Genomic DNA, 14,524 nt, shown 5'->3' on the forward strand with positions numbered 1-14,524 from the left:
TAGAGAACTAATCCTGGCTTTACCGACATGCTTTGGTCCCCGTCGGGTTATCCCCTAAAGGTAAGTCGGTTGCTTTACATCGCAATGCAGGAGCGATGATTTCAAAAGAAATATATATTTTAAGCGCAAGAACGTGCGCACAAAGGGGAGGAAAATATATGAACTATAAAAAATATAGAAGATTTGAAACAATTAAATTGGCAGATCGTACATGGCCAGATCATGAAATTGAACAAGCGCCTATCTGGTGTTCGGTTGATTTACGTGATGGGAATCAAGCTTTAATTACACCAATGGATATTAATGAAAAAGTAGAAATGTTTCAAATGCTTGTTGATTTAGGCTTTAAAGAGATAGAAGTTGGTTTTCCATCATCATCACAGATTGAGTTTGACTTTTTAAGATTACTAATAGATAAAAATCTGATACCTGATGATGTGACAGTGCAGGTATTAACACAAGCGAGAGAACATTTGATTAAAAGAACATTTGAATCCTTAAAAGGATTAAAAAAGGCGATTGTGCATATTTATAATTCAACATCTATTTTACAAAGAGATGTTGTGTTTCATAAGAGTAAGGAAGAAATTAAGAAAATTGCTGTTGATGGAACAAAATTAGTCAAGGAGTTATCTCAGGATTTTGATGGAGAAGTTATTTTAGAATATTCGCCTGAAAGTTTTACTGGTACGGAAGTTGATTATGCGATGGAAGTCTGTGAAGCTGTTTTAGATACTTGGGGTGCTTCAAAAGAACATAAAGTGATTATTAATTTACCATCTACAGTTGAAATGGATACACCAAATGTATACGCCGATCAGATTGAATGGATGTGCCGTCATTTTAAAGATAGAGAAAGAGTTATTGTGAGTGTTCATCCACATAATGATAGAGGTTGTGGTGTGGCTTCTACTGAACTTGCTTTATTGGCAGGAGCTGATCGTGTTGAAGGAACATTGTTTGGAAATGGGGAAAGAACAGGAAATGTTGATATTGTGACATTGGCTTTAAATATGTTTACACATGGCATTGATCCAAAATTGGAATTAGGTCAAATGAATCAAATTAAAGATGTTTACGAAAAATGTACAAAAATGGAAATTCCACCAAGACAGCCATATGCTGGAGAACTTGTTTTTACTGCCTTTTCTGGCAGCCATCAAGATGCCATTAATAAAGGTATGTATGCTTATCATCAACGTGGAGATGGTATTTGGGAAGTCCCTTATTTACCAATTGATCCAGCTGACTTAAATCGTCAATATGAGCCAATTGTACGTATTAATTCACAATCAGGTAAAGGTGGAGTGGCTTTTGTTATGGATACAGTCTTTGGATATCATTTACCAAAAGCTTTACAGGCTGATTTTGCAAAAGCTATTCAAAATATTAGTGAAATTGAAGGAGAAGTTTCTCCAGAACGTATTTATGACACATTTAAAAAGGAATATATAGATTTGGAATATCCATATAAATTTATTAAACAGAGATTAATAGATATTAGTGATGAAGATAATGAGTATGAAAGACGCGCTGAAGTGACAATTGAAGATCATGGTGAAGTGAAAACTTTAATTGGATATGGCAATGGACCTATTGATGCAGTTAAGAACGCATTCAATGCCACAGATGATTTTCTATATACAGATTTAGTGGATTATAGTGAACATGCTTTAACATCTGGTTCAAATTCTAAAGCTGCTGCCTATGTCCAATTAAGACCACAAGGTGAAGAGCTTTGTGAGTATGGGGTAGGAGTGCATTTGAATATTACAACAGCGACGATTAAAGCTATGATTTCAGCTATGAATCGTATTTATAAAAATATAAAAAAGGAAGGATAATTTATGGAAGAACTTATTTTATCAATTCTTGTACACAATAGTGCAGGGGTCCTGACACGTGTGAGTGGTTTGTTTTCAAGACGTGGCTATAACATTGATAGTTTAACCGTAGGACCAACAAACACAGAAGGTGTTTCAAGAATGACAGTGGTTGCACATGGGAATCAGCAAATTCTTGAACAGATTGAAAAACAGCTTAGAAAATTAGAAGATGTCATTGAAATCTTTGCCTTACCAAGCGAAGCATCTGTTTACCGTGAACTTGTCATGATTAAAGTTGAAGCTGATTGTCACACACGTGCAGATATTGTTTCAATCGTCGATATATTTAGAGCTAAGATTGTTGATGTGTCACCAGATTCAATGGTTATTGAAGTAACAGGAACACATAATAAAATCAATGGTTTATTAGCAATGTTAGATGGCTTCAATATTGTTGAGATCGTGCGTACTGGTTTAGCTGGTATTTCAAGAGGTCTTAATAATTTTGAAATAAATAAGAAAGAAAACAGGGGGTAAAAAAATGTCAAAAATTTATTATGAATCAGATTGTAATTTAGCTTTATTGGATGGAAAAACAGTCGCTATTATTGGTTATGGATCACAAGGGCATGCTCATGCATTGAACTTAAAAGAATCAGGAGTGCATGTTATTGTAGGACTATATGAAGGTTCAAAATCTTGGGCAAAAGCTGAAGCTCAAGGATTTGAAGTTTATACTTCAGCTGAAGCTGCTAAAAAAGCAGATATTATTATGATTTTAATTAATGATGAATTACAGGCAAAATTATATAAAGAATCAATTGAACCAAATTTGGAAGAAGGAAACATGTTGATGTTTGCACATGGATTTAATATTCATTTTGGTCAAATTGTGCCACCAAAAAATGTTGATGTGACAATGATTGCACCTAAAGCACCAGGACATACAGTACGTAGTGAATATCAGGCTGGAAAAGGAACACCATGTTTAGTAGCAGTAGAACAAGATGCAACAGGTCGAGCTTTAGATATGGCTTTGGCTTATGGTTTAGCTATTGGTGGGGCAAGAGCAGGTATTTTGGAAACAACATTCAGAACTGAAACTGAAACTGACTTATTTGGGGAACAGGCTGTATTATGTGGTGGTGTCTGTGCATTAATGCAGGCTGGTTTTGAAACATTAGTAGAAGCAGGATATGATCCAAAGAATGCATATTTTGAATGTGTTCATGAAATGAAATTGATTGTTGATTTGATCTATCAATCAGGATTTGAAGGAATGAGATATTCTATTTCAAATACAGCAGAATATGGAGATTATATTACTGGACCAAAGATTATTACTGAAGATACAAAGAAAGCTATGCGTCAAATCTTAAAAGATATTCAAGATGGAACATTTGCGAAAGATTTCTTATTGGATATGTCACCAGCTGGAGGACAAGCTCATTTCAAAGCTATGCGTAAATTAGCTAAAGAACATCAAAGTGAAAAAGTTGGAAAAGAAATCAGAAGTTTATATAGCTGGTCTGATGAAGATAAATTAATTAATAATTAAGACACACACACTTTGTGTGTGTTCAGTAAAGAGTCAAATGACTCTTTAGTGAGGACATACAAAGTCATAAGGGGGAATATATATGTCAATGACAATGACACAGAAAATATTAGCTGATCATGCAGGATTGAAAGAAGTTGTGGCTGGTCAGTTAATTGAAGCAAAACTAGATGTTGTAATGGCTAATGATATTACAGGGCCAATGGCTTTGCCGATTTTTAAACAAATGGCTGATCATGTTTTTGATAAGGATAAGGTTGTTTTGGTTCCTGATCATTTTACGCCTAATAAAGATATGAAATCAGCAGAAAATTCAAAGGCCATCAGAGAGTTTTCTAGAGAACAGTGTTTAACACATCATATGGAACAGGGAAAATGTGGTGTTGAACATGCCATTTTACCAGAACAGGGAATTGTCGTTGCTGGAGAGTGTATTATTGGGGCTGACTCACATACTTGTACTTATGGAGCGTTAGGGGCTTTTTCAACAGGTGTTGGAACAACTGATATTGCGACAGGTATGGCCACAGGAGAACTTTGGTTTAAGGTGCCAAGTGCTATTAAGTTTGTTTTAAAAGGAGCATTACAGCCGTATGTCAGTGGTAAAGATGTGATTTTACATATTATTGGACGTATTGGTGTTGATGGTGCTTTATATAAATCTATGGAATTTACTGGGGAAGGTGTTTCTTCTTTAACGATGGATGATCGTTTTACAATTTGTAATATGGCGATTGAAGCAGGCGCTAAAAATGGTATTTTCCCAGTTGATGAGAAAACAAGAGAATATATGAAACAACATTCAAAGAAAAGTTATAAAGAGTATCAGGCAGATGAAGATGCAGAATATGATGAAGTCATTGAAATTGATTTATCAAAAATTACACCAACTGTAGCTTTCCCTCATTTACCTGGAAATGCACATACAATGGAAGAAATCAATGAAAGTGAAAAGATTTATATTGATCAAGTTGTGATTGGTTCATGTACGAATGGTCGTTTAAGTGATTTGCGTAAAGCTGCGGCGTTATTAAAAGGAAAGAAAGTCGCTGATACAGTTAGAGTCATGGTCATTCCTGCAACACAGAAAATCTTTGTGGAATGTATTCGAGAAGGTTTGGCAGAAATTTTTGTGGAAGCAGGATGTGCATTCAATACACCAAGCTGTGGACCATGTATGGGTGGTCATATGGGTGTTATGGCAAAAGGTGAAAAATGTGTTTCTACAACAAACCGTAACTTTGTAGGAAGAATGGGAGATACAGAATCTTTGATTTATTTAGCTTCTCCTGAGGTTGCGGCAGCGAGTGCTATTGCAGGATATATAGCTGATCCAAGAAAGGTGGGAGAATAACATGAAAGCCCAAGGAACTGTTTTAAAATATGGGGATAATGTGGATACGGATGTGATTATCCCAGCACGTTATTTAAATTCATTTGATGCAAAAGAATTAGCCAGTCACGCCATGGTGGATATTGATCCAACATTTGTAGAAAGATTAAATCCAGGAGATATTATGGTGGCAGGAAAAAACTTTGGCTGTGGTTCTTCACGTGAACATGCTCCATTAGCTTTAAAAACAGCTGGAGTCAGTTGTGTGATTGCCCAGTCTTTTGCTCGTATTTTTTATCGTAATTCGATTAATATTGGATTTGCTATTTTGGAATGTCCTGAAGCCGCTCAAGACATAGATGAAGGCAATCAGGTAGAAGTTGATTTTGATACAGGAATCATTAAAAATATAACAAAAAATAAACAATATCAGGCACAGCCATTCCCTGAATTTTTACAAAAAATGATTCAGGCAAATGGATTGGTGAATTATGTTAACGAAAAGAAAAGAGGATAATCTATGGAAAAAACAATTGCAGTCATTAAAGGTGATGGTATTGGTCCAGAAATTGTCAATGAAGCATTGAAAGTCTTAGATGCTATTGCCAAGAAATATCATCATACTTTTCATTATCAATATATAGATATGGGTGGTATATCCATTGATAAATATGGTGTGCCTTTGACTGATGAAGCTATTGAAATGGCTCAAAAAAGTGATGCTGTTTTATTAGGCTCTATTGGTGGGGATACAAATACTTCACCATGGTATCAGTTAGAACCATCATTAAGACCAGAAGCCGGGTTGTTAAAGATGCGTAAAGCTTTGGGGTTGTTTGCCAATTTAAGACCTGCTTATTTATATAAAGAATTAAAAGGTGCCTGTCCATTAAAAGAAGAACTAAGTCAGGATGGTTTTGATATGATCATTGTTCGTGAATTGACAGGGGGACTTTATTTTGGTGAAAGGGAAACCAAAGAGATTGATGGACAGATGGTGGCTCATGATAATCTGATTTATAGTGAAGCAGAAATTCGTCGTATTGCTAAACGTGCATTTGATATTGCCATGAAGCGACGTCATAAAGTGACAAGTGTCGATAAGGCTAATGTTTTAGATACTTCTCGTTTATGGCGAAAAGTTGTCAATGAAGTTGCTAAAGATTATCCAGATGTGGAATTAGAACATATGCTTGTGGATAACTGTGCAATGCAGTTAGTCAAAGATCCACGTCAGTTTGATGTCATTTTGACTGAAAATATGTTTGGAGATATTTTAAGTGATGAAGCTAGTATGATTACCGGATCAATTGGTATGTTATCAAGTGCATCATTAAGAGAAGATAAACTGGGTATGTATGAACCAAGTCATGGAAGTGCACCAGATATTGCTGGAAAGAATATTGCCAATCCTATCGCAACAATTCTTTCAGCAGCAATGATGCTTCGCTATTCATTTGATATGGATGAAGAAGCAGATGATATTGAACAAGCTGTAGAAAAAGTTTTGGAAAAGAACTATCGTACAACAGATATTATGTCTGAAGGAAAACAACAGGTGACATGTTGTCAAATGGGACAATATGTTGTAGAGAACTTATAGGAGGTAAATGCATGAAAAGTGATCAAGTGAAAAAAGGAGTAGAAAGAGCTCCACATCGTTCATTATTTAATGCTTTGGGAATGACTGAAGAAGAACTAGATAGACCACTCATTGGAGTGGTAAATTCTTATAATGAAATTGTTCCAGGTCATATGAATTTAGATAAAATTGCTGAAGCAGTGAAAAAAGGAATTTATTTAGCAGGTGGAACACCTGTTGAAATTCCTGCAATTGCTGTTTGTGATGGTATTGCTATGAATCATACAGGAATGAAATATTCATTAGTCACAAGAGAATTGATTTGTGATAGTACTGAATGCTTAGCCAATGCACATCAATTTGATGGTTTGGTAATGATTCCAAACTGTGATAAAAATGTTCCTGGTTTATTAATGGCAGCCGCAAGAATTAATGTGCCAACAATTTTTGTGAGTGGTGGACCAATGCTGGCTGGAAGAAGATTAGATGGCAAACAAACATGTTTATCATCATTATTTGAAGCTGTGGGACAATATAATGCAGGGAAAATCACTGCTGAAAAATTAAAAGAATTTGAAGAAAAAGCATGTCCAACATGTGGTTCATGTTCAGGTATGTATACAGCTAATTCTATGAACTGTTTAACAGAAGTTTTAGGAATGGGATTAAAAGGTAATGGAACTATTCCAGCTGTCTATAGTGAAAGAATCAGATTAGCTAAACATGCCGGTATGCAAATTATGGAATTAGTCAAAAAAGATATCAAACCAAGAGATATCATGACAAAGGATGCTTTCTTGAATGCTTTGACTGTTGATATGGCTTTAGGTTGTTCAACAAACTCCATGTTACATTTACCTGCTATCGCATATGAAGCTGGAGTTGAGTTAAATTTAGAAATTGCTAATGAAATCAGTCAACATACACCAAACTTGTGTCATTTAGCGCCTGCAGGGGATACATTTATGGAAGATTTAAATGAAGCTGGTGGTGTGTATGCTGTGATGAATGAATTAGATCAATTAGGTATTTTACACACAGATGTTTTAACTTGTACAACAAAAACATTAAAAGAAAATATTGAAGGATGTGTTAATTTAGATCCAAATATCATTCGACCTGTAGAAAATCCATATATGAAGACAGGTGGAATTGCTGTTTTAAAAGGAAACTTAGCACCTGATAGCTGTGTTGTGAAACAAAGTGCAGTAGCTCAAGAAATGTTACAACATACAGGACCAGCAAGAGTCTTTGACTGTGAAGAAGATGCGATAGCTGCTATTCGTGCTGGAAAGATTGTCGCTGGTGATGTTGTTGTCATTCGTTATGAAGGACCAAAAGGTGGACCAGGAATGCGAGAAATGTTATCGCCAACATCTGAAATTGCTGGCATGGGATTAGATAAAGATGTCGCTTTAATTACTGATGGTCGTTTCTCAGGAGCAACACGTGGAGCATCTATTGGTCATGTTTCACCAGAAGCAGCAGTTGGAGGACCAATTGGGCTTGTGAAAGAAGGAGATATGATTGAAATTGATATTATCAATCATCGTATTGAATTATTAGTGAGTGATGAAGAATTAGAAGAAAGAAGAAAGAATTTTAAACCAAAATTACCAGTTGTCAAAGGATATTTGAAAAAATATGCGTCTATGGTGACATCTGCAAATACTGGGGCGGTTTTAAAAGTCAAAGAATAGGAGGAGAAGTATATGTTATTAACTGGAGCCGATATAGTCATAGAATGTTTATTGGAACAAGGCGTTGATACTGTTTTTGGGTATCCCGGAGGAACAATCCTGAATGTTTATGACAGTTTATATAACTATCGTGACAAAATTAATCATGTTTTAACTTCTCATGAACAAGGGGCTTCACATGCAGCAGATGGTTATGCCAGAGCAACTGGAAAAGTAGGCGTTTGCATGGCAACAAGTGGACCGGGGGCGACAAATCTTGTGACAGGAATAGCAACAGCTTATATGGATTCTGTCCCTTTAGTAGCGATTACTGCTAACGTAGGTGTGCCATTGTTAGGAAAAGATAGTTTTCAGGAAGTTGATATTACAGGTGTGACAATGCCTATTACAAAACACAATTATATTGTCAAAGATGTAGAAAGTTTAGCACCAACAATTCGTAAAGCTTTCCAGATTGCCAAAGAAGGAAGACCTGGACCCGTTCTTGTGGATATTACAAAAGATGTCACAGCTGCCAAATGTGAATATCATCATCAAAAACCAGAAAAAATAGAAAGACGTAGTTATACTTATCCAACATCAACATTAAAAGAAGCTATTGAAATGATTGAAAAAAGTGAAAAGCCATTTGTTTTTGTTGGAGGAGGTGTTGTCAGATCTAATGCTTCCCAGGAACTACGTGAGTTTGTAGAAAAGATTGATGCGCCTGTTACCGATTCTTTGATGGGAAAAGGTGCTTTTGATGGAACCAATCCACGTTATACAGGAATGCTTGGAATGCATGGAACAAAAACAAGTAATCTTGGTGTTTCTAACTGTGATTTATTAGTGGCAATAGGTGTCAGATTTAGTGACCGTGTCATTGGAAATGCTCAAAAATTTGCGAGACATGCTAAAATTATTCATATTGATGTCGATGAGGCAGAGATTAATAAAAATGTCAATGTTGATTTAGGTATTGTGGGTGATGCAAAAAGTGTTTTAAATGCTTTGAATTTATTGTTAAAGCAACAAAATCATTCACAGTGGTTAAAGGAAATTAGAGCTTTAAAAGAACAATATCCATTATCTTATGATAGTGATAAATTAACAGGACCATATGTGATTGAACAAATTGAAGCACTCACAGATAATAATGCGATTATCTGTACTGAAGTAGGTCAAAATCAAATGTGGGCAGCTCAATATTACCATTTTAAAAGACCAAGTCAGCTCATTACCAGTGGTGGACTTGGAACAATGGGTTATGGCTTAGGGGCTTCCATTGGTGTAAAATATGGAAAACCTGATCAATATGTCTTTAATATTGCTGGAGATGGATGCTTTAGAATGAACATGAATGAATTAGCAACAGCTTCACGTTATCAAGTTCCTATTATTGAAGTCATTTTAAATAATCATGTTTTAGGAATGGTTCGTCAATGGCAGACATTATTTTATGGAAAACGTTATTCAGCAACTGTACTTGATGATAAAGTTGATTTCTGTAAAACAGCAGAGGGACTTGGATGTAAAGCCATAAGAGTCACAAAGAAAGAAGAAGTGGCTCCAGCTATTTTGGAAGCAATGGATAGTCAGGGACCAGTAGTGATTGAATGTATGATTGAAGAAGATGATAAAGTCTTCCCAATGGTTGCTCCTGGTGCACCAATTGATGATGTTTTTGATCAAAATGATATACAGGAATAGTCAAAAACTATTCCTTTTTGTATACAATAAATATCCACCAGTTGCTGATGGATATTAATGATTATATTATTTTTGATACAGGCATAGTTAATAATGATATGCTCTTACATAAATAAAGTTGACTTCGAAGATTTTTTAAATGGCATATTTCATCTTTTTCTTATTTTGTCGTTTTCATTTATGCTGATTCCTACATTCTTTTAATATAGCTAAAGTCATATTTTTTGCGATTATAGAAGGTTTGACACAATTTTTTTCAAAATTTTCAACACCTTTGTGCTCAGCAGTATCAGTAATACAGCGAATTGAAAGAAATGGTATTTTGTTTACATAGCATACATGAGCAATACTGGCTGTTTCCATATCAACTGCTAAAGGGGCAAATTCATCATTGATTTTTTTACGTCCCATATCTGTTATAAAAGCTTCTCCTGTCACAATTCGTCCCCAAAATACTTTGTTTTTTGATTCTATGTTTTTTACAGCTCTTTTTGATATTTTTATTAAGTCTTGATCTGCTTTAAAAAATACAGTTTTTAGCCATGGATGAAATTCTGTTAAAGTATCTTGTGCAACATCGTGATAACAAACTTCAGTAGATATAACAGTGTCAAATATTTTCAATTTTGGATTCATTCCACCAGCGGTTCCTGCATTTATAACTATATTTACATTAAAATGATCAATCAATATTTGTGTTGCTATAGCAGCATTGACTTTACATACCCCAGAAAATAGGGTGACAACTTGCATGCCATAAATCTCTCCCTCATAAAATTTAAGCATTGCCTTTTTTGTGATATTATAGTTATCTATCATGGCTAAAAACGGAGAAAGTTCATCATCAGTGGCACATACAATTCCGATTTTCAATTTTATTCCCTTCTTTCGTTTATGAAAATTAAAATTTATCTAAAATAATTATCATCAATTTCTCCAAATTGGAATTTGAAAACCATAAAATTATGAGTGATTATTGCTCTCCATAGGTTATCAATAAAATCCTCCGAAAGCCTTGAAAACAAAGGATTTATCGCAATCAGTACACCTTATCTCTTTATATGGTTTCACACAATGTTACCCTTGTTCTGCACAATCATAAGGGCAAAATCAAGGGCAAGAAAATCTCATAACAAGATATAACAGAGTGTGGCAATCGGAGAACTGTGACATATGTGCGAATATATTATAACGGAGGATTTTTTAATGGACAAGTATATTTATGATGCAAGCAATGGTTTATGGTATGAGTTGCAGGGGGATTATTATATTCCTTGCCTTACTTTACCAGCCGAAAAAGAAAACAAACCTATCAGTTTGTGGGGGCAGCGACACAAACACTACTTACAGGAACATAAACGGACGGTTTATATTTCGCTGCTCACAAGCGGTAAATTGAATAATTACCTTGCCGACATTGACGAACAAGCAACGGAAATGATGTTTCGATTGGTTGAGCAAATGGCTGACAAGGAGGGCGTGACCGAACAACTTAAAGTAGAAAACCCGATGTTGTGGGTTGGTCGAATGAATGAGATACAGGCAAGAGCATGAGAAATTGTATATGCCGATATTATCTATAAGTAAAAAATGTAATATATAGAATATTAAAATAGTGGCAGTCAAAAATTAAAACTTTGCCTGCCACAATTATGATTCGATGTGTTTTCTTTCATAATGACTTTGGTAATTCATTATGCTATAATGAATTTAATTTACGGTATCGCGCTGCATCTACTAATTTGGAGTTCGATTAGAACAGGAAAAGATTATATTGATTGCTCTCTATGCGAGATTAAAACCGATTATACAGGAGGAAATTGAATGAGCAATATTATTCAAATCAATAATCTTAATAAAAGTTTTGGAAGTGTAAACGCTGTTCAGAATTTGAGTTTTCGTGTGAAAAAAGGAGAGTTGTTTGCCTTTCTTGGTATCAATGGGGCAGGAAAATCAACTACAATCAATATTATGTGTGGACAACTGTCGAAAGACAGTGGAAGCGTTTTTATTGATAAACACGATTTAGATAAGGATATGGACTATATTAAGCGTGAACTGGGCGTAGTTTTTCAATCATCTGTCTTGGATTCTGCCCTTTCTGTTTATGATAATTTGGAAAGTCGTGCCGCTTTATATGGCATTACTGGAATGGAGTTTAAGAAACGACTTGAGGAACTGGCGAAAATATTATATTTTGAAAATTTATTGAAACGCACCGTTGGTAAATTATCAGGAGGGCAACGCCGAAGAATTGATATTGCAAGGGCTTTGTTTCATAAGCCTAAAATTCTTATTCTTGATGAGCCGACAACAGGGCTTGATCCGCAGACACGCCGACTTATTTGGAATGTTATATCAAGTTTTCGCAAAGATGAAAATATGACTGTATTTTTAACTACGCACTATATGGAAGAAGCTGCGGAAGCTGATTATGTTGTAATCATTGATAATGGAAAAATATCCGCAGAGGGTACTCCGCTTGAATTAAAAAATATTTATACTGGGGATTACATCACAATTTATGATGTAGATGAAAAGGATATTAAAGCACTTGATGTGGAATATGAGCAAATCCGAAACGGTTATCGCCTTTCTGTACCGAATACAAAGGCTGCAACTGAATTGATTATTCGTAATCCACAGTTGTTTAATGATTACGAAATAACAAAAGGAAAAATGGACGATGTTTTTCTTGCTGTTACAGGAAAAACATTAGTGGGAGGTGCTGAAAAATGAGTATGGCTTTCATTCTTATCAAAAGGAATATCAAATTGTTTTTCAAAGATAAGGGAATGTTCTTTACCTCTTTGATAACGCCTGCTATATTGCTTGTACTCTATGTAACTTTTCTTGGGAATGTGTATCGGGATAGTTTTACATCTAATTTACCTAATTCATTAAAACTATCAGAAAGCATAATAGAGGGACTGGTAGGCGGTCAACTTATCTCATCTATTCTTGCTGTTTCGTGTGTAACGGTTGCTTTTTGTTCTAATTTTTTAATGGTGCAAGATAAAGCAAATGGTACGATAAGAGATTTAAGAATATCTCCTGTGAAGTCAGCTACACTTTCGCTGAGTTATTATGTTGCAACCTTGCTTTCAACACTTATTATTTGCTTTGCTGCAACGGGTATCTGTCTTACTTATGTGGCTATTGTCGGTTGGTATATGTCACTCGCAGATATATTCTTTTTGTTTCTTGATATTTTACTTCTTGTTTTGTTTGGAACAGCATTATCTTCGATTATTAATTTTTTCTTATCAACACAAGGACAAATTTCAGCGGTAGGCACAATCATCAGTGCGGGATATGGTTTCATTTGTGGTGCATATATGCCTATTTCTTCATTTGGAGAAGGGCTGCAAAAAATAATCTCATTTTTGCCAGGCACTTATGGTACATCACTTATCCGAAATCATACAATGCAAGGGGCGCTTGCCGAAATGCAAAATCAAGGTATTCCAACAGAGGTTATTGAAAAAATAAAAGATTCCCTTGATTGCAATATTTATTTTTTCGGAAGTCAAGTAAATATTGGAACGATGTATATGATACTTGGTATCACTATTTTGGTATTGATTGGAATTTATATTTTGTTAAACAAATCAAAAAAATATAACTGTTAATTTAGTAGCTGCAAATGATTATGTAATCCGCCACTATGGGTAAGACCATAACGGCGGTTTTTCAATGCCTATCGGCTATCTCTGTCAATGGATTTTTTACGCTGTCTTTGCGGTGGGTTCTGCTTGTTGTGTTCCTGTATCTCACGCAAATGTTTTAGCACGCTCTGCTTTTCGGGCGGTCTAAGCTGTTCTTTAGCGGTGGCTGTCGGTTTCCTGCTGACTTATCCGAAACAAATATGGAAAGAACGCTGTATTAAAAGGTATGAATTTTTATGAAAAAGCGACACAAAGAAAACGTAATGGATTGGTAGGTGGTCATAATGCATAAAACTAGAGCAAGTCGAGCTCAGATATTTCAATCATTTGATGCGCTTAAAGGATTTAGAGAAATTCTGAAAGAAAAGGAAAGAATTATCGTTCCCAAAAAGATACTATCTGAAGATGATTTGGCAGAATTAGATTATAAAATACATCAGGTTAAAATAGGTATGATAATACAAATAACATATTACGACAACGGTCAATACATTCAAATTGATGGAATAGTATCTAAACTTAATTTAGAAACAAAAATAATCCAAATTGTGAAGAAAAAAGTAGATTTACAATCAATATACAGTATTAACTTTTGAACAAAAATTCGATTTACTTAATTGATTTTCAGAATTCTATTGAGCGCATATCTCTTTCTTTTATTAAATTCATGATATCATCAATATTCATATTGAACATTACACTATCAGATTTTATAATTGAGAAATAATAATTTACAAATTCTTTTCCAAAATCATTTTCTAATTCTTTCCAATTTGAAGTTTGTCCAATACAGAAGGCAAGTGTATCACTACCAAGAGAGTCCATATACCATCTAATTTGATACTTTGGATATAAATATTCTTGAATACTTCTAATCGTAGTATCTCTATCTGTACACTCATCTGCATATGGAACCACTATATCTAAACCATCTTTTTCTAAAATAATATCAATATCACGTTCTTTATCTATTTCTACACATCTAAATTTTATTTTATCATCATCAGGAAGTTTCTTGTTAAAATATTCGATAATAGATTCTTCAAACTCTCTCCAGTCAATCCATACCAAATCATCACTTTCCCAGAACTCATCTCTATATTCATTTGGTGAACTTAAGAACTTCTTTACTTTTTCCATAAATTATCCCTCCATTTTATAAAATGTA

General features: G+C 34.7%; 14 protein-coding genes. 12 read left to right on the top strand and 2 right to left on the bottom strand.

Translation table 11 applies throughout. The annotated features are described in order from the left end of the window. Window positions 1-158: 158 nt before the first annotated feature. From leuA to ilvB, 8 genes are all read left to right on the top strand, one after another. Entirely contained in the window at window positions 159-1,844 is a 1,686-nt protein-coding gene (leuA, locus tag B5E48_RS00590; RefSeq protein ID WP_087297220.1) for a 2-isopropylmalate synthase, read from the top strand. 3 nt (window positions 1,845-1,847) lie between these two features. Further along, entirely contained in the window at window positions 1,848-2,363 is a 516-nt protein-coding gene (gene ilvN, locus B5E48_RS00595) for an acetolactate synthase small subunit (RefSeq protein WP_087297219.1), read from the top strand. Between the two features lie 4 nt (window positions 2,364-2,367). After that, window positions 2,368-3,384, top strand: coding sequence for a ketol-acid reductoisomerase (gene ilvC, locus B5E48_RS00600; protein WP_087303734.1), 1,017 nt, complete (start codon window positions 2,368-2,370; stop codon window positions 3,382-3,384). 82 nt (window positions 3,385-3,466) lie between these two features. Next, entirely contained in the window at window positions 3,467-4,738 is a 1,272-nt protein-coding gene (gene leuC, locus B5E48_RS00605) for a 3-isopropylmalate dehydratase large subunit (RefSeq protein ID WP_087303735.1), read from the top strand. A 1-nt stretch (window position 4,739) separates the two neighbouring features. Next, window positions 4,740-5,234 (top strand): 3-isopropylmalate dehydratase small subunit, encoded by a 495-nt coding sequence (leuD, locus tag B5E48_RS00610; protein ID WP_087243837.1) that lies wholly within the window; start codon window positions 4,740-4,742, stop codon window positions 5,232-5,234. A gap of 3 nt (window positions 5,235-5,237) precedes the next feature. Next, the gene (leuB, locus tag B5E48_RS00615) at window positions 5,238-6,320 is read left to right on the top strand and encodes a 3-isopropylmalate dehydrogenase (protein ID WP_087303736.1); all 1,083 of its coding nucleotides are present in this window, start codon (window positions 5,238-5,240) and stop codon (window positions 6,318-6,320) included. Between the two features lie 11 nt (window positions 6,321-6,331). Further along, window positions 6,332-7,999 carry a dihydroxy-acid dehydratase gene (gene ilvD, locus B5E48_RS00620; protein WP_087303737.1) on the top strand — a complete coding sequence of 556 codons (1,668 nt, stop codon included), beginning with the start codon at window positions 6,332-6,334 and terminating at the stop codon, window positions 7,997-7,999. Between the two features lie 12 nt (window positions 8,000-8,011). Further along, window positions 8,012-9,688: a biosynthetic-type acetolactate synthase large subunit gene (gene ilvB / locus B5E48_RS00625; protein WP_087303738.1), complete on the top strand. Its 1,677-nt coding sequence runs from the start codon at window positions 8,012-8,014 to the stop codon at window positions 9,686-9,688. Between the two features lie 174 nt (window positions 9,689-9,862). On the opposite strand, the gene B5E48_RS00630 is transcribed toward ilvB, so the two are convergent. After that, window positions 9,863-10,561, bottom strand: coding sequence for a 5'-methylthioadenosine/adenosylhomocysteine nucleosidase (locus B5E48_RS00630; RefSeq protein WP_087303739.1), 699 nt, complete (start codon window positions 10,559-10,561; stop codon window positions 9,863-9,865). A gap of 333 nt (window positions 10,562-10,894) precedes the next feature. Between B5E48_RS00630 and B5E48_RS00635 the strand changes: the two genes are divergently transcribed. The 4 genes from B5E48_RS00635 (at window position 10,895) to B5E48_RS00650 (ending at window position 13,952) form a co-directional block, all read left to right on the top strand. Continuing rightward, a complete protein-coding gene (locus tag B5E48_RS00635) occupies window positions 10,895-11,242 on the top strand; it encodes a TnpV protein (RefSeq protein ID WP_087303740.1) in 348 nt (115 codons plus the stop codon). 270 nt (window positions 11,243-11,512) lie between these two features. Continuing rightward, window positions 11,513-12,427: an ABC transporter ATP-binding protein gene (locus B5E48_RS00640; RefSeq protein WP_087303741.1), complete on the top strand. Its 915-nt coding sequence runs from the start codon at window positions 11,513-11,515 to the stop codon at window positions 12,425-12,427. Then, the gene (locus B5E48_RS00645; protein ID WP_164483582.1) at window positions 12,424-13,320 is read left to right on the top strand and encodes an ABC transporter permease; all 897 of its coding nucleotides are present in this window, start codon (window positions 12,424-12,426) and stop codon (window positions 13,318-13,320) included. The genes B5E48_RS00640 and B5E48_RS00645 overlap by 4 nt, the downstream gene beginning before the upstream one ends. Before the next feature lie 320 nt (window positions 13,321-13,640). Beyond that, entirely contained in the window at window positions 13,641-13,952 is a 312-nt protein-coding gene (locus B5E48_RS00650; protein WP_087303742.1) for a YolD-like family protein, read from the top strand. A gap of 28 nt (window positions 13,953-13,980) precedes the next feature. Here the strand turns inward: B5E48_RS00650 and B5E48_RS00655 are convergent, their stop codons facing one another. After that, a complete protein-coding gene (locus tag B5E48_RS00655) occupies window positions 13,981-14,496 on the bottom strand; it encodes a glutathione reductase (protein ID WP_087303743.1) in 516 nt (171 codons plus the stop codon). Between the last annotated feature and the right edge of the window lie 28 nt (window positions 14,497-14,524).

The organism is Massilimicrobiota sp. An105 (genome assembly GCF_002161155.1).
In the GTDB taxonomy this organism is placed as follows: Bacteria; Bacillota_I; Bacilli_A; order Erysipelotrichales; family Coprobacillaceae; genus Allocoprobacillus; species Allocoprobacillus merdigallinarum.